This window comes from Dankookia rubra, assembly GCF_004355005.1.
GTDB classification, from domain to species: domain Bacteria; phylum Pseudomonadota; class Alphaproteobacteria; order Acetobacterales; family Acetobacteraceae; genus Paracraurococcus; species Paracraurococcus ruber_A.
Genome location: NZ_SMSJ01000048.1, coordinates 1 through 14792, shown reverse-complemented (window position 1 = coordinate 14792; position 14792 = coordinate 1). Strand labels below are relative to the sequence as shown.

Here is a 14792-nt window from a genome sequence, read left to right as displayed (position 1 = left end):
CGCGGAACATAGTGGGGGCTGCCCCGCGCCAGGAAGGAAGCACGCCCATGACGGACACGGAACGCCTGATCCGCGCCTACTACGCCGCCTTCGACGCCGGCGACCGGGAGGCCATGCTGGCGCTGCTGGCGGAGGAGGTGCTCCACGACATCAACCAGGGCCCGCGCGAGGCGGGCCGGCCGGCCTTCCGCGCCTTCCTGGCGAAGATGGACCATTCGTACCGGGAAGCGATCCGCGACCTGGTGGTGATGGTGGATGCCACCGGCCGCCGCGCCGCGGCGGAGTTCCGGGTGGAAGGCGAGTACCTGGCGACCGATCCCGGCCTGCCGGAGGCCCGGGGCCAGCGCTACAGCCTGCCGGCCGGAGCCTTCCTGGAGGTGGATGGCGGCCGGATCACCCGGGTCAGCACCTACTACAACCTGCCGGACTGGATCCGGCAGGTGGGCGGGTCGGTGGGCTGACGGTCAGGCCTTCGGCAGCAACCGCTCGCGCAGGTCGGTGATCCGCGCCCGCAGCTCGCACATGGCCGCGCGGTCGGCGAAGGCGCGGTCGACCCATTCCGGCCGGTGCGCCGCCGCCTTGGCCCGCAGCGCACGGCCCTGCTCGGTCAGGCGGATGCGGACCTGGCGCTCGTCCTCCGGGCAGCGCAGGCGGGTGACGTATCCCGCCGCCTCCAGCCGCTTCAGCAGCGGGGTCAGGGTATTGGATTCGAGGTACAGCCGGTCGCCGATCCGGCCCACCGTCTGGTCGTCCTCCGCCCAGAGCACGACCATGACCAGGAATTGCGGATAGGTCAGGCCGATGGCGTCCAGCATCGGCTTGTTGGCGCGGCCGATCGCCTGCGCGGTGGAATGCACCGCGAAGCAGAGGAATTCGTCGAGGTCGAGCGGCGTGGCGGCCACCCCGGGGCATGCGGCGGGGGATTCGGTCATGCAGCCTCCTGTCATCCGGCCGTTCTAATATATCGCGCACGATTTAAGCGCCCATGATCAAATCGCGGGGCGGCCATGCGAATTGGTCTATCGTGCACGATCCAATCGTCCGGTATCTATCCGCCCAACGCCACCGCATCCGGTGGCACCCCGAGGAGAGACCCAGATGATCCGCAACGCCCTTTTCGCCTCCGCGATCGCTCTTGCCGCCATTGGCGCCGCGCAGGCCCAGGACAACGGCCCCCGCCTGGTCGGCGGCGGCGCCGATGCCGCGGTGAGCTATGCCGTCCCCAGCGGCAACCTCGTCGGTGGCGGCCTCGCCACCATCATCGGCGGCGGCGAGAACCAGCGCCTGGCCTATGCGCCCGCCCCGAGCGTCCAGGCGCCGTCCGGCCTGGTGGCGGAGGTGGTCGGCGGCGGCGAGAACCGCCAGTTGGTCTACCGCGCCGCGCCGGCGCCGCGCCGGCAGCTGGCCGGCCAGGCCGCCCGCCAGGGTGGCTGAACCGGCGGGGGCCTCACCGCCTCCGCTGCCGCAAGGATGGAGCCCGGACCGCAAGGCCGGGCTTGCCTTTTACATGTCTATAGGAATAAAATCCAGGGATGGCGCGCGCATCCCTCCCCACCCCGTCGCCCCGACGCCGCCGTGACCGAGGCCCCGGCTTTGTCCGGAAACCGCGCCTCCGCCCCGGTGCCACCCGGGCCAGGAACGTGTCCGGGACCTGCGCGGCCCCGCCCTACAGCCCGAGCCGCGCCCAGGCCGCCCGTTCCTCCACCGCCGCCAGCACCGCCTCGGCCGAAAGGCCGGGCAGCAGGCGCCGCAGCAGCGAGGGCCGCGGCCCACCCACCGGCACCAGCCGCACCTTCTCGCCGAAGCGCCGCTTCGCCTCCCCCGCCGCGTCGCCCAGCCGGTCCGCGAGGCCCAGTTCCACCGCGCGGCGGCCGGGCCAGAAGCGGCCGGTGAACACCTCCTCGGGCGGCGCCTTCAGCCGCGCGCCGCGCCGGGCCGTGACCCAGGCGCGGAATTCGCCGTGCAGGTCGCCCAGCAGGGTTTCCAGCCGCGCCGCATCCTCCGGGCTTTCGGGCCGGAAAGGGTCCCAGAAGCTCTTCTCCGTCCCCGCCGTGCGCAGCCGCCGCTCCACCCCGAGGCGCTCCAGCGCGCCCTGGAAGCCGAAGCCCGAGGCGATGACGCCGATCGAGCCGAGGATGCTGGACGGGTCGGCGACGATCTCGTCCGCCGCGCAGGCGATCCAGTAGCCGCCCGAGGCCGCGGCGTCCTCGACGCAGGCGATGACGGGAAGCTTCTTCTCCTCCGCCAGGCGGCGGATGCGGGCGGCCACCAGGCTCGACTGCACCGGCGAGCCGCCGGGCGAGTTGATGACGAGGAAGACGGCGGAAAGCCGCTTCAGGCCGAAGGCGCGGTCCAGCACCGGGCCGGTGGTGGCGAGGCTGATTCCGCCGCCGAAGCCGGGACGGGCGGCGATGGCGCCCTGCAGGCGGACCAGCGCGACGCGGGGATGGCGGGAAAGGAAGGGTATGTTCATGCCGGGCAGAGATGCGCCTGGGCGCGGCGGCATCAAGCCATGCGGCGCGGGCGACGCCGCCCGGCGCGGATCGGCGAAGGGCGCGCCTGGCCGGACGCGCCACTCCACCGTCCAGGCAAGGGGCCGGAGCAGGGGCGGCGGAGCGTGGACGCCCGGACGCCGGGACCCCCTCCGAGGACCGAGGCCTGCAGCGGCGCCGCCTTCACCTTCGGACGCGAACCGCCTCGGCCCGCCTATTCGCCGCCGGAGCCGCCGCCACTCGCCTTCCCGGTGCGCGGGAAGGCGGGATCGGCACCGGTATAATAGGCGGCGTCGTGCATCTGGCGCGTATAGGTGCTCGGGACTCCGGGCTGGGCATAGCTGCGCGGCGGCGGAGTAGCCGTGCAGGCCGACAGCGCCAGAAGAATGACGATAACAATGGCGGCGAGCACCGGCGTGCCCGCCGCGCCGTTCGGAGATCTGTCCATGGCCGCCTCCTATGCGGAAGGTGGAAATTCGTGGCTCGTTAAAAGGTCGAAAACAGAAATTCCCGGCCTCGTGCGGGACCGACCCGCAGCCTGGAGCCGGCATCCTGGAAGCGGGCATCGCCGCGCGGCGTCATACAGATGATATAGATCACATCGATGTGCGGCCCGGTCGTTTGAACCGGGACGGACCTGCTGGCAGCGCCGCGCCAAGGCGCCGTCGTGAACCGGACAGGCCGGAGCGCACCCCGCCCTGACGACGACGCGCGGCGGCAACGCCGCGTTCACCTCCGGAAGCGAACCGCGATAGCCTTTCCCGCACGGCACGAGGATCCCGCATGGCGCATCCCGAGATCGGCATCTACGCCGCCCAGGGCATGGGGCAGAGCAGCGGGCTCGGCCTGGCGCCGGCGCTGGTCATCGTCGATTTCGTGGTCGGCTTCACCGACCCGGCGCATTTCGGCGGCGGCAACATCGCGGCGGCCATCGAACGCACCGTGCCGCTGCTGGCCTTCGCGCGCGAACGGGGCTGGCCGGTGGTGCATACCCGCGTGGTCTACGCCGAGGACGGCTCGGACGCCGGCGGCTTCGCCCGCAAGGTGCCGAGCCTGCGCAGGCTGACCGAGGCCAGCCCGCTGTCGCAGATCGTGCCCGCGCTGGCACCGGCGCCGGGCGAGCGGGTGCTGCGGAAGCGCAATGCCTCCGCCTTCTTCGGGACGGAACTCGCGGGGTGGCTCTCGATGCGGCGGGTGGATACGGTGGCGGTGGCGGGCTGCACCACCTCGGGCTGCGTGCGGGCGACGGTGGTGGACGCGCTGCAGCACAACTTCCGCACGGTCTGCGTGACGGATTGCGTCGGCGACCGGGCGGTCGGGCCGCACGAGGCCAACCTCTTCGACATGGGGCAGAAATACGCCGACCTGATGACCTCGGCGGCGCTGATGGCCGCCTGGCGAGAGAGAGACTGAGGGAGACGACGGGGATGTTCGATTTCAAGGGCAGGCGCGTGGTGGTCTGCGGCGGCAGCCGCGGCATCGGGCGTTCCACCGCGCTGGGCTTCGCCGGGGCCGGCGCCGCGGTCTCGATCTGCGCCCGCAGCACCGGCCCGCTGGAGGCGACGCGGGCGGAGATCGCCGCACTCGGCGTGACGGCGCATGCCGCCCCCTGCGACCTCGGCGACCGCGCCGCCGTCGCGGCCTATGTCGCCGCGGCGGGCGAGGCGCTCGGCGGCATCGACGTGCTGGTCAACAACGCCTCCGGCTTCGGCAGCCAGGACACCGAGGAGCACTGGGCGCAGGGGCTTTCGGTCGACGTCATGGCCACCGTGCGCGCGACGCATGCGGCGCTGCCCTTCCTCGAGGCGAGCCGCGGCTGCATCGTCAACGTTTCCTCGATCTCCGGCTACCGGCCGAGCCTGCGGACGCCGGCCTATGCGGCGGTGAAGGCGTTGCTGATCAACTACACGCAGTCCCAGGCGGCGATGTATGCGCCGCGCGGCATCCGCGCGAATGCGGTGGCGCCCGGCAGCATCGAATTCCCCGGCGGGTCGTGGGAGGCGCGGAAGACCAGCGACCCGAAGCTCTACAACGGCATCCTCGCCGGCATCCCCTTCGGCCGGCTCGGCACGCCGGAGGAGGTGGCCGAGGTGGCGATGTTCCTGGCATCGCCGGCCGCGCGCTGGGTGACCGGGCAGACCATCATCGTCGATGGCGGCCAGATGCTCTGATCAGGCCTTGCTCTGATCAGGCGGGGCGTAGCCCTCGATCAACGCCACGTCGCCCTCCGCCGCGTCCTGCCGCAGGGCGATCAGCGGGGCGTAGTTGGGGCTGTGGTAGAAGGTCTTGAGCGCGTCCATCGTGGGGAATTCCAGCACCACCACGCGCTCGAGGTTCGGCCTTCCCTCGACCGGCGTCACCGCGCCGCCGCGGATCAGGTAGCGGCCGCCGAAGCGGGCGATCATCGGCGTGACCTGGTCGCGGTAGGCGGCGAATTTCGCCGGGTCCTTCACCCGGATATTGGCGACGAGATAGGCGGGCATGGTTCGTCTCCTCCCCTGTCAGGCGGCCGGCGCGCCCTCCGCCAGGATGACCTGCGACACCGTGCAGGCCTGGCGCAGGTCGCGCAGCGGCGCATAGTCCGGGCTGTCCCAGAAGGCGCGCAGCGCCGGCATGTCGGCGAACTCGATGACGGCCACGACCTCGACCGGCTCGCCCTCCACCGCCTGCGCCGGACCGCCGCGGACCAGGTAGCGGCCCCCGTGGCGGTCGATCAGCGGCCAGACCTGGCGGATGTACTCGCCGAACCGCGCGGGGTCGGTGACCTTCACGTTGGCGATCAGGTAGGCGGACATCGCATGCCTCCCTCGAATCCGGGCCAGCGTCCGGTGCCTCGCCCGGGCCTCCCGGCGGGGAGCTTGCAGGGCAAGTCCCCCAGATCGCGATTACAGAGTGGCGAGCGGCGCTGCGATCGAGGCATCCCGCCCCATCTTCCCGAGCGTCGCCCAGCCCCGCTCATACTGCGGCGGCACCCGCAGCCCCTCGGTCCGGCCGAGCGCCGCGGCGGCATGGATCGGCCAGTAGGGGTCGCGCAGCAGGGCGCGGGCCAGCAGGATCAGGTCGGCGCGGCCCTCCGCCAGGATCGCCTGGGCCTGGGCCGGCTCGGTGATCATCCCGACCGCGGCCACCGCGATCCCGGCGCCGGTCCTCACCGCCTCCGCCCCCGGCACCTGGTAGCCCGGGCCGAGCGCGATCTTCTGCGCCGGGTGCAGCCCGCCGGAGGAGACGTCGATCATGTCGACGCCGAGCGCCTTCAGCCGGCGGGACAGCTCGACCGTCTCCCCGGTGGTCCAGCCGCCCTCGACCCAGTCGGTATGGGAAACGCGGACCCAGAGCGGGATCTCGTCCGGGATGGCGGCGCGGGTCGCGCGGCTCATCTCGAGGACGAAGCGGGCGCGGCCGTCGAGGTCGCCGCCCCAGGCATCGTTGCGGCGGTTCGACAGCGGCGAAAGGAACTGGTGGCCGAGATAGCCGTGCGCCGCGTGCAGCTCGATCACCCGGTAGCCCGCCCGCACGCTGCGCCGCGCCGCCGTGGCAAAGGCGGCGATGGTCGCCAGGATCTCCGGCTCGGTCATGGCGCGCGGCACGGCATAGTCGTCGAAGGCCTCGGCCGAGGGCGCGAGCGGCACCCAGCCGCGCGCGGCGGGCGCCGGGCCGCCCTCCCAAGGGGCGTTGCGGCTGGCCTTGCGGCCGGCATGCGCGAGCTGGATGCCCGGCACGGCGCCCATCGCCGCGATCCCGGCGGCGAGGCGGGCATGGGCGGGAAGCTGCGCATCCTCCCAGATGCCGAGGTCGTCGGGGGAGATGCGGCCCTCGGCGGTCACCGCCGCGGCCTCGGTCATCACCATCCCGGCGCCGCCGACGGCGCGCGACATCAGGTGCTGCAGGTGCCATTCGGTCGGCTTCCCGTCGCCGCCGCAGCAATACATGCACATCGGCGAGACGCCGATGCGGTTCTTGAAGGTCACGCCGCGCTGGACCAGCGGCTCGAACAGGTCGGTCATGGGAATGTCTCTCTCCAGGGCGGCAGCCGCCCGAGGCGGTTCTCGAAGATGGCGAACCAGGCGGGGGCGCCCGGCGGCTCGGGGAGAAGATACCCGGAAGCGTCCGCGGCGAAACGGGTGCGGGTGACAGCGTCCAGCACGTTGCCGCCGATGGCGTCGACATGGTCCGGGGCGGCCTCGACCACGATGTCGCAATGCATCGGCCGGAAGCGGCCCTGGTCGGCGGCACGCTCCCGCCAGTCGCGGATCGGCGCGCGGCCGCGATCGGCGCAGAGCAGGTCGCCCGGGCGCGGCGGCACCTCGAAGGGGGAGCGCGGCAGGAAGGGGGCGGTGGCGGGGAAGCGGGCGGCGTCGGCGATCAGCGCGTCGACATAGGCCGAATGCGCGGCGTCGCCGGGGAATTCGCGGCGGTCGATGCCGGCGGCCTGCATGACGTAGCTGACGAAGGCGGCGGACCAGAAGGGCTCCTGCCAGAGCGCCGCGCCGTCCGGGTCGCCGGCGAGCGCCGCAGCATAAAGCCGGCGGTTGCGCGCGACGGCGCCCTCGTCCTGCGGCACGGCCCGCCAATAGGCCAGGACGCGGGGGAAATTCGCCGGCTCGCTCTCCGCCCGGGCGGTCGGCGGGCGCTGGCCGGGCGCGACCACCAGCCCGCCCCAGTCCGCCCATTCGGCGAGCGCGATGCGCAGCATCCGCTCGCGCGCCGCCGGCGGGTAGGGCAGCGGGGGGTCCGGGGCCGGACGCGGCGCGGCACAGGCGCCGAGCAGCAGCAGGAGCGACAGGATGGGGGCGGCGAGGCGCATGCGGCGGGATAGAGCAGATCGCGGCAGGTCGTGAACGGCCGGATGCGCGAAGCTGCCCCGACAACAAGGAGTCACGGCGCTGCGGCGTTCACTCCGGGACGCGAGCCGCCGCAGCCCCGGGGACCGGCGCGGCGCTGGATGGATTCTTGTACATGATTCGCCCACATTCACGTAATCGTGATGATCGTATACAAATCACGTTCAGGCGATGCCTTGGACGTCTCCTCCCAGTGATCTCCTGCCGCAGCCTGGGGCTGGGCACTTCGATCACCACTTGGGCCGGTGGGCAACCACCGGCCCTTTTTTTGTCCGGATCATACTGTTTCGGACCCGGCCACGCATCGGTTAACAGCGGATTCATGTATCATCCGGCCGAATTTCCTTTGGACTCACGTCTCCGTGAGTTAGATTGTACACGTTCAGGCGATGCCTTGGACGTCTCCTCCCAGTGACCTTGCGCCGCGGCCTGGGGCCGGGCGTGCGGTTTACCACTTGGGGCCGGTGGGCAACCACCGGCCCCCTTTTTCTGGCCGGCGCGCCTTACCCTCGGATCGGAGCCGCGCCGCGGCGGCCAGGGCTACATCCGCCGCCGCACCAGGCTCAGCGCCCCGGCGGCCAGCGCGAAGCCGATCGCCGCCAGCAGCGCGACCCGCGCCCCGCCGGCCCCGGCCAGCTGGAAGCACAGCCCGACCACGGTGGTGCCGAGCGTCGTGCCCAGCAGCCGCGCCGTCGCCTGCATGCCGCCCGCGCTGCCGGCCCGCGCCTTCGGCGCCGAGCCCAGCATCGTCCGGTTGTTGGGGGCGGAGAAGGTGCCGAACCCGGCGCCGCAGAGCGCCATCATCCCGCCCACCAGCAACCCGTTGCCGAGCAGCGGCAGGCCGGACACCACCGCGAGGCCCGCGGCCAATGCCGCCATCCCCGCGGCGCAGAGCAGCGAGGTCGGGATGCGGTCCGCCAGCCGCCCGGCGACCGGCGCGCCGAAGGCCATCCCGAGCGGCCAGGGCGTCATGATCAGCCCGGTGCCGCCCTGGCTGATCCCGGCCGACTGCAGCAGGAAGGGCAGCGAGACGTAGCTCGAATACCAGGCGGAGAAGGCGCAGACCGAGGCGGCGACGGAAAAGGCGATCGTGCGGATCCGCAGCAGGTCGAGCGGCAGCAGCGGCGCCGGCTGGCTGAGCTGGCGCTGCACCAGCAGCACCCCGGCGCCCACCCCGCCGCCGATCAGCAGCAGCGCCGGGACGGTCGCGTGCAGCACCAGGTCGACGCCGAGGAAGAACAGCCCGAAGCTGGCGATGTTCAGCGCGGCGCTGGCCCAGTCGAAGCGCCGCCCGGTGCCGGGATGGTCGGGCAGCGACCGCCAGCCGATGAGGATGCCGATGATGCTGACCGGCACATGCACCGCGAACAGCCCCTGCCAGGGCGCGACCGTCAGGATCGCCGCGGCGAGGCTCGGCGCCGAGGCGCCGGCGGTCGCCACCACCATGCTGTTGATGCCGATGGCGCGGCCGAGCTGCTTCAGCGGGTAGATGTGGCGGATCATCCCCGCCGTCAGGCTCATCACCGCGGCCGAGCCGAGCCCCTGCAGGATGCGGCAGACCAGCAGCGCCTCGAAGCCCGGCGCCATGGCGGAGCCGAGCGAGGCCAGGCCGAACAGCGCGAAGCCGCCGAGGAAGACCGGGCGGAAGCCGAGCTTCTCCCCGAGCGACGCCAGGGGCAGCAGCGTGGTGACGACGGTGAGCTGGTAGGCGTTCAGCAGCCAGGTCGCGCTGGCCGGGGTGATGCCGAGCGTCCGGGCGATTCCCGGCAGCGCCACGTTCAGCATCGAGCTGTCGAGCACGGTGATGGCGATGGAGAGCGAGACGGCGGCGACCGCCCAGGCGCGGCGCGGCTGCGGCAGGCCGTCCTGCTCGATCGCGGCCTGGAGCTGCGCAGCCTGGGCCTGAGCAGCCCGGGCCGGCGAGGCCTGGGGGGGAACGGCCTCGTTCACCGGCGCGCCGCCGCGGCGCGCGCTTCGCCTGTCCTTCGGATGGTGTCCTCCCGGGCGCTCTGGACGCGCGAACCCGCGCCGGAGCGCAGGCTATTCGGCGGCAGCGGCCATCGGCAGCACCGGCAGCGCAACCCCGACCAGCGCATCGCGCGTGACCAGCGCCGCGAGCTGGTCCTCGGACCAGCCCTCGGTGCCCTCGGGGCGCATCGGCAGCACCATCCAGCGGTAGTCGGCGGTGCTGTCGACGACGCGGATCTTCGTCCCCGGCGGCAGGGTGGTGCCCCATTCCGCCAGCACGCCGCGCGGGTCGCGGATGGCGCGCGAGCGGTACTCGAAGCTCTTGTACCAGCTCGGCGGATAGCCCAGCACGGCGCGCGGGTAGCAGCTGCAGAGCGTGCAGACGACGAGGTGATGCAGGCCGGGCCTGTCCTCCAGCACGCCGAGCGGCGGGGCGCCGGCCATGGAGACGCCCATCGCCTCGGCGCATTCGCTGCCGCTGGCGACCAGCCTCGCCCGCCAGGCGGGGTCGAGCCAAGCGCGGGCGACCATGCGGGCGCCGATCTCCGGGCTGGCGCGGTCGGTGCGGGCCTGCATCTCGGCCAGCTCCGCCTCGGTGACGAGACCCTTGGCCATCAGCGCGGCGAGCAGCTTCTCGAGCCGGGCGACGGAGGCGGCGCGGGCGGGGGCGCTCATGCCGCCCCCCGATCGCCGGGGCGCCGGGCGGCGCGGGGGCGTGAACCGGCGGGCATCATGCGGCCTTCCTCTCGGGGGTGGCGGGTTCCAGCCAGTGCTCGAAGATCTCGACCAGGGCGGTGTCGCCCGGCTCGCCCTCCTGCCAGATCGGCGGCTGCTCGAACAGCACGTGGTACAGCGTGCGGACCGGCGCCGGGCGGGCGAAGGCCAGGTCCTCGGGGTTGGGGAAGGCGCCGAGCACCGCCTCCACCCGCCCGTCCCGTCCCCGCAGGTAGTGCGGCGTGCGGATGTGGCAGGGGCCGCGGCGCTCCGGCCAGTCGTCCTTCACGCGGACGCGGTCGCCCACCGCGAAGCGGGCGCCAGCCGGTGCCGACCGCGCCTCGTGCTGGCCGGACTCGCCGGCGACGCTGCCCGGCCCGGTCACCGCAGGTCCTCCGCCGCGACCACGCCCTTCTCGACCATCAGGGTGCAGATCGAGGTCATCCAGCGCTCGTAGTAGGTCAGCGCGAAATACTCGTCCTCGGGGATCGACTCGATGCCGCGGCGCAGCTCGTCCACCGTCATCATCTTCTTCGCGGCCAGCACCTGCCGCAGCGCGTCGACCCGCCTGCCGAAGGCGTCCGGCGGCGCCTCGTCGCGCTCGACCGGGCTGCAGCGGAAGCGGCTGAGGCCGCCCATGTCGTGGATGGCGGGGGCCTTCTCGGGGCTCGGGGGGGCGTCGCTCATGCCGCGAAGGCTAAGGCGGACGAGCGTCCCCCGTCCAGGCCATGCGTCAAACGGGAGCGACCGGCGTTACCCGGGGGATAGCCCGCGACAACGGAGACCCCGCATGCGCCTGCCGCTGATCCCGCCCGCCCAGCTCGACGATGCGCAGAAGCCGCTGCACGCCGACATGAAGGCGGGCATCGAGAAGAACTTCAAGGGTTTCGCCACCATCGCCCCGGACGGGTCGCTGGAGGGCCCGTGGAATCCCTGGATCCACTGGCCGCGCATCGGCGGGCCGATCTGGGAGCTGACCAAGACCCTGTCCTTCGAGACCAAGCTGCCCCGCCCGGTGCGGGAGGTGGCGATCCTCGTCACCGGCGCCAAGTTCCGGGCAGCCTACGAGATCTACGCGCATGTCATCGCCGCCGAGCAGCGCGGCCTGCCGGACGCGAAGATCGCCACCATCGTCGCGGGGCAGCGCCCCGCCGACCTGACGCGGGAGGAGGCGGTGGCCTACGACATCGCCGCCGCCCTGGTCGCCGGCGGCGTGCTGCCGGAGATCACCTGGAAGCAGGGGGTGGAGGTCTTCGGCCGGGATGCCGCGGCCGAGCTGGTCTACCTGGTCGGGCTCTATTGCCTGGTCTCGGTCACCCTCAACGGCTTCGACGTGCCGATTCCCGAGCCGGGCTGAGCGCCGCGCCGAGTACGGCGAGGAGCGCGAGGAAGGTCAGCACGGCATTCGCGGCGTGCGACCATTCCCACTGCGCCCGCAGCGCGTCCCAGCCCCCGGGCCAGTCCTCCGGCAGCCGGGTCCAGTTGGCGGTCGCCCGGTTGGCCGGCAGGGTCCAGCGGAAGAAGACCGCCAGCCCCGCCGCCAGCAGCAGGGCGGCCAGCAGGGCCGGCCAGGGCGAGGCCGGCCGCGGCGGCCGCAGCGCCAGGCCGAGGCAGGCGAGGATGGCGCCGATCGGGAAGGCGCCGGCCATGGCCCAGCCGGCATAGGCGCCCTGGGCGGCGAGGTAGGCGTCCCGCCCCATCGCCAGCTTGTTCGGCAGCGCCAGCAGGTGCGCCCCGGCCGGGACCATGGCGAGGGCGGTCAGCAGGACGGCGAGGAAGGCGAGCAGGCGATGCCCGGGCATCCCGCCCGGACGCGGCGGGGGGCGGCAGGGTTCCCGCGCGCCCACCCGCGCAGGGGCGCCGCCGTCACTCCGTCAGGCCGACGCCGTTCGCCCGCTCGTAGTGCTTGGCGTATTTGTTGGTGACCAGCTCGGTCTTCACCACGATGCAGACATCGGTGGTGTTGAACTGGTGGTCCAGCACCGCGCCGTCGCCGACGAAGCCGCCGAGCCGGAGATAGCCCTTCACCAGCGGCGGCAGCTCCTTCACCACCGCCCGCAGGTCGAGCGTGGCGGGGTCCAGCCGGTCCATCGGCACGAAGCGGCCGGGCACCGCGCGCGGGCGGATCGCCGGCGGCGCCAGGTGGTGCGCGTGCAGGTAGGTCAGCGCCGGCGCCAGCGCGTCGAGGTCGGTGCCGTGCAGGCTGGCGCAGCCGAACATCAGGTCGATCTTGCGGTAGAAGACATAGGCCGCGATGCCGCGCCACAGCAGCTGCAGGGTGCCGCGGGTGCGGTGGTTGGCATCGACGCAGGACCGGCCGAGCTCGAGGATCTCCCCCGGCAGGGCGACCAGCGGGGCGATGTCGTATTCCGCGGCGGAATAGAAGCGGCCGATGCTGGCGGCGGCCCGGCGGCGGATCAGCCGGTAGGTGCCGACCACGGCCTCCGGCCCCTCCCCCAGGTCGTGGTCCACCACCAGCAGGTGGTCGGCAACGGCGTCGAACTCGTCCCGGTCGCGGCCGCTGGCGCGCGTCGCGGCATCCGGGTGAGCGCCCATCTCCTCGTAGAAGACGCGGAAGCGGAGCGCGAGGGAGGCGTCGATCTCGGCCGCCGTCTCGGCCAGGCGCACGCCGAGATTGCCGGCCCGCAACTCGCCGAAGCCCGACTCCACCGCGCTGCCGCTCATGCCGGGTCGCGCCCGTTGCGCGGACGCGGGGCACGGCGCGCCGGCGCCGCCGGCTTTGGCTCGGGGAAGCGGCGCCCGAAGAGTTCCAGCCGGTGGTCGACCAGCTGGAACCCGAGCCGGGCGGCGATCTCCTGCGCCATGGCCTCGTGCCGGGCATCCGCGAATTCGATCACCTTGCCGGTATCCACGTCGATGAGGTGGTGGTGCGGACCGTGCTCGGTGGGCTCGTAGCGGGCGCGGCCGCCGCCGAAGTCGTGCCGTTCGAGGATGCCCTTCTCCTCGAGCAGCCGGACGGTGCGGTAGACCGTGGCGATCGAGATATGCGCGTCCCGCTCATGCGCGCGGCGGTACAGCTCCTCGACATCCGGGTGGTCGGCACTTTCCGACAGGACGCGGGCGATCAGCCGGCGCTGCCCGGTCATCTTCAGGCCGCGGTCGATGCACAGCCTCTCGATGCGGGAAATGCCCTCGCGGTCGGTGGAAGCGGGGGTGTCCATGCGGCTCGGTCGCGGCCCTTGATGGTCGGTGGCCGGCACACCCGGCCCCCTTCGGTTCGGTCAGGGGCGGGACCATAGCCTCCCGCGGCGCAGGCCACCATGGCGGAGGCGGGGAGGCGGCGCCGGAAAGCGGCGGCTGCCCCCTGGCGCCGGCCTGGGCCGGCCGCGGGCCCGCCGCCGGCAGGTCAGCCGAACTTGGTCGGGACGGCGATGGCGGCGGCCACGGCATCCCGCCGCGCACCGCGGGCCGGGCGGCCCCGCGGCTTGGTGCCGAGCCCGATCTTCTTGGCCAGCGACGACCGATGCTTGGCGTAGTTCGGCGCAACCATAGGATAGTCGGACCCGAGGCCCCATCGCTCCCGGTACTGCTCGGGGGTCATGTTGTAGGAGGTCTGCAGATGCCGCTTCAGCATCTTCAACTTCTTACCGTCTTCCAAGCAGATCAGGTATTCGGGTGTGATCGACTTCTTGACGGGCACCGCAGGTTGCGGACGCTCCGGCTGCGGCTTGGAAGCGGGCAGGCCGACGGAGGTCAGCGTGCGGTAAACCTCGGTGATCAGGTTCGGCAGGTCGGTGAGTGCCACCGGATTGTTGGAAACATGCGCCGCGACGATTTCAGCGGTCAGTCCCAGCAGGTCAGCAGAGGGTGAATCTTCGGCCATGTGACGCATCTTCCCGTTGTCGGTCGCCGAGCTATACTGCCGACCATAGCCGTTTCGCAATGCGTTTCGGCGATTCGTACCGCATGATCCATTGGAATCTGTCTACATGCAAGAACTGAACGGTGATCGGTCGCTCGACATCACCACCGACACTTGCCCTATGACCTTTGTCCGCACCAGACTCGCACTTGACCGCATGAAAAGCGGGGAAACGCTGCTGATCCGCATGCGCGGGGAGGAGCCCACCCGCAACGTGCCGCGCACCGCGACCGAACAGGGCCACACCGTTCTGGCGCAACGCGACACCGCCGACGGCATCACCGAATTGCTGCTGCGGAAGGGCTGAGCCGCGACCCTGCCGGCGCGCGCAGGCCGGGCGGCCGGCATGTCGTGACAAGACTGGATCGATCCGCGTCAGGAGGCCGCGCCCGGCGCCGGGTCCAGGCCGCGGCGCAGGACCAGCGCATCCGAGCCGTCGGGGTAGTAGCGCCGCCGCCGGCCGACCTCGGCGAAGCCGAGCCCCAGGTAGAGCCCAAGTGCCGCGGCATTGCCGGCCGCCACCTCGAGGAACATGGCCGCCGCGCCGCGCAGCGCCGCGCCGGCCAGCGCCGCCGCCATCAGCGCCCCGCCGAGGCCCCGCCGCCGCGCCGCGGGACAGACCGCGAGGGTCAGGATCTCCGCCTCGCCGCCCGCCACGCGGGCCAGGACGAAGCCTTCGCCCGGCGACCAGATGCCGTAGGTACCGGGGAGTTCGAGCATCAGCGCGATGGCATCCGCCCCCCAGGCCTCGCCCGGCGGGAAGGCGGCGGCATGCAGCGCGGCGAGGGCCCCGGCATCCGCCGCGCCGGCCGCGGCCAGGGTCACGCCGGCAGCCGCACCGCCGGCGGCTCGACATAGAGCGGCCGGGCCGCGAGCGGCGGGATGCGCCCGGCC

General features: G+C 72.7%; 22 protein-coding genes. 6 read left to right on the top strand and 16 right to left on the bottom strand.

The features are described 5' to 3' along the window. Positions 1–47: 47 nt before the first annotated feature. A complete protein-coding gene (locus tag E2C06_RS24540) occupies positions 48–461 on the top strand; it encodes a ketosteroid isomerase-related protein (RefSeq protein ID WP_133291224.1) in 414 nt (137 codons plus the stop codon). Between the two features lie 3 nt (positions 462–464). Here the strand turns inward: E2C06_RS24540 and E2C06_RS24535 are convergent, their stop codons facing one another. Continuing rightward, positions 465–932, bottom strand: a complete 468-nt coding sequence (locus tag E2C06_RS24535) for a MarR family winged helix-turn-helix transcriptional regulator (RefSeq protein WP_133291223.1) — start codon at positions 930–932, stop codon at positions 465–467. Positions 933–1098: 166 nt separating this feature from the next. Here E2C06_RS24535 and E2C06_RS24530 point away from each other — a divergent pair, with 166 nt between their 5' ends. Next, positions 1099–1434, top strand: a complete 336-nt coding sequence (locus E2C06_RS24530) for a hypothetical protein (RefSeq protein ID WP_133291222.1) — start codon at positions 1099–1101, stop codon at positions 1432–1434. A 232-nt stretch (positions 1435–1666) separates the two neighbouring features. On the opposite strand, the gene E2C06_RS24525 is transcribed toward E2C06_RS24530, so the two are convergent. Together E2C06_RS24525 and E2C06_RS24520 are read right to left on the bottom strand one after the other, a co-directional pair. Continuing rightward, positions 1667–2473, bottom strand: coding sequence for a S49 family peptidase (locus tag E2C06_RS24525; protein ID WP_193560499.1), 807 nt, complete (start codon positions 2471–2473; stop codon positions 1667–1669). Positions 2474–2706: 233 nt separating this feature from the next. Continuing rightward, on the bottom strand, positions 2707–2940 hold the full coding sequence (locus E2C06_RS24520; protein ID WP_133291220.1) for a hypothetical protein: 234 nt from the start codon (positions 2938–2940) through the stop codon (positions 2707–2709). 335 nt (positions 2941–3275) lie between these two features. Here E2C06_RS24520 and E2C06_RS24515 point away from each other — a divergent pair, with 335 nt between their 5' ends. Both E2C06_RS24515 and E2C06_RS24510 read left to right on the top strand, forming a co-directional pair. Then, positions 3276–3905: an isochorismatase family protein gene (locus tag E2C06_RS24515; protein ID WP_133291219.1), complete on the top strand. Its 630-nt coding sequence runs from the start codon at positions 3276–3278 to the stop codon at positions 3903–3905. A gap of 14 nt (positions 3906–3919) precedes the next feature. Continuing rightward, entirely contained in the window at positions 3920–4663 is a 744-nt protein-coding gene (locus E2C06_RS24510; RefSeq protein ID WP_133291218.1) for an SDR family NAD(P)-dependent oxidoreductase, read from the top strand. Here the strand turns inward: E2C06_RS24510 and E2C06_RS24505 are convergent, their stop codons facing one another. The 8 genes from E2C06_RS24505 to E2C06_RS40405 form a co-directional block, all read right to left on the bottom strand. Further along, positions 4664–4975 (bottom strand): DUF1330 domain-containing protein, encoded by a 312-nt coding sequence (locus tag E2C06_RS24505; RefSeq protein ID WP_133291217.1) that lies wholly within the window; start codon positions 4973–4975, stop codon positions 4664–4666. A gap of 18 nt (positions 4976–4993) precedes the next feature. Further along, positions 4994–5287 (bottom strand): DUF1330 domain-containing protein, encoded by a 294-nt coding sequence (locus E2C06_RS24500; protein WP_133291216.1) that lies wholly within the window; start codon positions 5285–5287, stop codon positions 4994–4996. Positions 5288–5377: 90 nt separating this feature from the next. After that, on the bottom strand, positions 5378–6496 hold the full coding sequence (locus E2C06_RS24495) for an NADH:flavin oxidoreductase/NADH oxidase (protein ID WP_133291215.1): 1119 nt from the start codon (positions 6494–6496) through the stop codon (positions 5378–5380). Next, entirely contained in the window at positions 6493–7296 is an 804-nt protein-coding gene (locus E2C06_RS24490) for a DUF2272 domain-containing protein (protein ID WP_133291214.1), read from the bottom strand. The genes E2C06_RS24495 and E2C06_RS24490 overlap by 4 nt, the downstream gene beginning before the upstream one ends. A gap of 577 nt (positions 7297–7873) precedes the next feature. Further along, positions 7874–9283 (bottom strand): MFS transporter, encoded by a 1410-nt coding sequence (locus tag E2C06_RS24485; protein WP_133291213.1) that lies wholly within the window; start codon positions 9281–9283, stop codon positions 7874–7876. Positions 9284–9373: 90 nt separating this feature from the next. Then, positions 9374–9976, bottom strand: a complete 603-nt coding sequence (locus E2C06_RS24480) for a nitrile hydratase subunit alpha (protein WP_133291212.1) — start codon at positions 9974–9976, stop codon at positions 9374–9376. Positions 9977–10031: 55 nt separating this feature from the next. Beyond that, complete coding sequence (locus E2C06_RS40410; protein ID WP_133291211.1) at positions 10032–10400, bottom strand: SH3-like domain-containing protein; 369 nt, start codon at positions 10398–10400, stop codon at positions 10032–10034. Next, positions 10397–10702, bottom strand: coding sequence for an SH3-like domain-containing protein (locus E2C06_RS40405; RefSeq protein ID WP_133291210.1), 306 nt, complete (start codon positions 10700–10702; stop codon positions 10397–10399). Before E2C06_RS40405 ends, E2C06_RS40410 begins: the two co-directional genes overlap by 4 nt. Before the next feature lie 103 nt (positions 10703–10805). Between E2C06_RS40405 and E2C06_RS24465 the strand changes: the two genes are divergently transcribed. Next, positions 10806–11372, top strand: coding sequence for a carboxymuconolactone decarboxylase family protein (locus E2C06_RS24465; RefSeq protein WP_133291209.1), 567 nt, complete (start codon positions 10806–10808; stop codon positions 11370–11372). On the opposite strand, the gene E2C06_RS24460 is transcribed toward E2C06_RS24465, so the two are convergent. From E2C06_RS24460 to E2C06_RS24445, 4 genes are all read right to left on the bottom strand, one after another. After that, positions 11335–11817, bottom strand: a complete 483-nt coding sequence (locus E2C06_RS24460; RefSeq protein WP_133291208.1) for a DUF1772 domain-containing protein — start codon at positions 11815–11817, stop codon at positions 11335–11337. The genes E2C06_RS24465 and E2C06_RS24460 overlap by 38 nt on opposite strands. Positions 11818–11881: 64 nt before the next feature. Continuing rightward, entirely contained in the window at positions 11882–12700 is an 819-nt protein-coding gene (locus tag E2C06_RS24455) for a GNAT family N-acetyltransferase (RefSeq protein WP_133291207.1), read from the bottom strand. Continuing rightward, positions 12697–13197, bottom strand: coding sequence for a Fur family transcriptional regulator (locus tag E2C06_RS24450; protein WP_133291206.1), 501 nt, complete (start codon positions 13195–13197; stop codon positions 12697–12699). The genes E2C06_RS24455 and E2C06_RS24450 overlap by 4 nt, the downstream gene beginning before the upstream one ends. 185 nt (positions 13198–13382) lie before the next feature. Then, on the bottom strand, positions 13383–13859 hold the full coding sequence (locus E2C06_RS24445; RefSeq protein ID WP_133291205.1) for a MucR family transcriptional regulator: 477 nt from the start codon (positions 13857–13859) through the stop codon (positions 13383–13385). A gap of 106 nt (positions 13860–13965) precedes the next feature. Here E2C06_RS24445 and E2C06_RS24440 point away from each other — a divergent pair, with 106 nt between their 5' ends. After that, positions 13966–14205 (top strand): sulfurtransferase TusA family protein, encoded by a 240-nt coding sequence (locus E2C06_RS24440; protein ID WP_133291249.1) that lies wholly within the window; start codon positions 13966–13968, stop codon positions 14203–14205. Between the two features lie 68 nt (positions 14206–14273). On the opposite strand, the gene E2C06_RS24435 is transcribed toward E2C06_RS24440, so the two are convergent. Further along, positions 14274–14792 (bottom strand): GNAT family N-acetyltransferase (locus E2C06_RS24435; RefSeq protein ID WP_338324230.1); only part of this gene is annotated, 519 nt, incomplete at its 5' end.

Excerpts from the sequence above, each read along its gene's own strand:
- E2C06_RS24460 (WP_133291208.1), bottom strand. The coding sequence starts at position 11,817 with ATGCCCGGGCATCGCCTGCTCGCCTTCCTCGCCGTCCTGCTGACCGCC.
- E2C06_RS40405 (WP_133291210.1), bottom strand. The coding sequence starts at position 10,702 with ATGAGCGACGCCCCCCCGAGCCCCGAGAAGGCCCCCGCCATCCACGAC.
- E2C06_RS24535 (WP_133291223.1), bottom strand. The coding sequence starts at position 932 with ATGACCGAATCCCCCGCCGCATGCCCCGGGGTGGCCGCCACGCCGCTC.
- E2C06_RS24455 (WP_133291207.1), bottom strand. The coding sequence starts at position 12,700 with ATGAGCGGCAGCGCGGTGGAGTCGGGCTTCGGCGAGTTGCGGGCCGGC.
- E2C06_RS24520 (WP_133291220.1), bottom strand. The coding sequence starts at position 2,940 with ATGGACAGATCTCCGAACGGCGCGGCGGGCACGCCGGTGCTCGCCGCC.
- E2C06_RS24540 (WP_133291224.1), top strand. The coding sequence starts at position 48 with ATGACGGACACGGAACGCCTGATCCGCGCCTACTACGCCGCCTTCGAC.
- E2C06_RS24515 (WP_133291219.1), top strand. The coding sequence starts at position 3,276 with ATGGCGCATCCCGAGATCGGCATCTACGCCGCCCAGGGCATGGGGCAG.
- E2C06_RS24495 (WP_133291215.1), bottom strand. The coding sequence starts at position 6,496 with ATGACCGACCTGTTCGAGCCGCTGGTCCAGCGCGGCGTGACCTTCAAG.
- E2C06_RS24525 (WP_193560499.1), bottom strand. The coding sequence starts at position 2,473 with ATGAACATACCCTTCCTTTCCCGCCATCCCCGCGTCGCGCTGGTCCGC.
- E2C06_RS24530 (WP_133291222.1), top strand. The coding sequence starts at position 1,099 with ATGATCCGCAACGCCCTTTTCGCCTCCGCGATCGCTCTTGCCGCCATT.
- E2C06_RS24500 (WP_133291216.1), bottom strand. The coding sequence starts at position 5,287 with ATGTCCGCCTACCTGATCGCCAACGTGAAGGTCACCGACCCCGCGCGG.
- E2C06_RS24480 (WP_133291212.1), bottom strand. The coding sequence starts at position 9,976 with ATGAGCGCCCCCGCCCGCGCCGCCTCCGTCGCCCGGCTCGAGAAGCTG.
- E2C06_RS24490 (WP_133291214.1), bottom strand. The coding sequence starts at position 7,296 with ATGCGCCTCGCCGCCCCCATCCTGTCGCTCCTGCTGCTGCTCGGCGCC.
- E2C06_RS24510 (WP_133291218.1), top strand. The coding sequence starts at position 3,920 with ATGTTCGATTTCAAGGGCAGGCGCGTGGTGGTCTGCGGCGGCAGCCGC.
- E2C06_RS24450 (WP_133291206.1), bottom strand. The coding sequence starts at position 13,197 with ATGGACACCCCCGCTTCCACCGACCGCGAGGGCATTTCCCGCATCGAG.
- E2C06_RS24465 (WP_133291209.1), top strand. The coding sequence starts at position 10,806 with ATGCGCCTGCCGCTGATCCCGCCCGCCCAGCTCGACGATGCGCAGAAG.
- E2C06_RS24440 (WP_133291249.1), top strand. The coding sequence starts at position 13,966 with ATGCAAGAACTGAACGGTGATCGGTCGCTCGACATCACCACCGACACT.
- E2C06_RS24505 (WP_133291217.1), bottom strand. The coding sequence starts at position 4,975 with ATGCCCGCCTATCTCGTCGCCAATATCCGGGTGAAGGACCCGGCGAAA.
- E2C06_RS24445 (WP_133291205.1), bottom strand. The coding sequence starts at position 13,859 with ATGGCCGAAGATTCACCCTCTGCTGACCTGCTGGGACTGACCGCTGAA.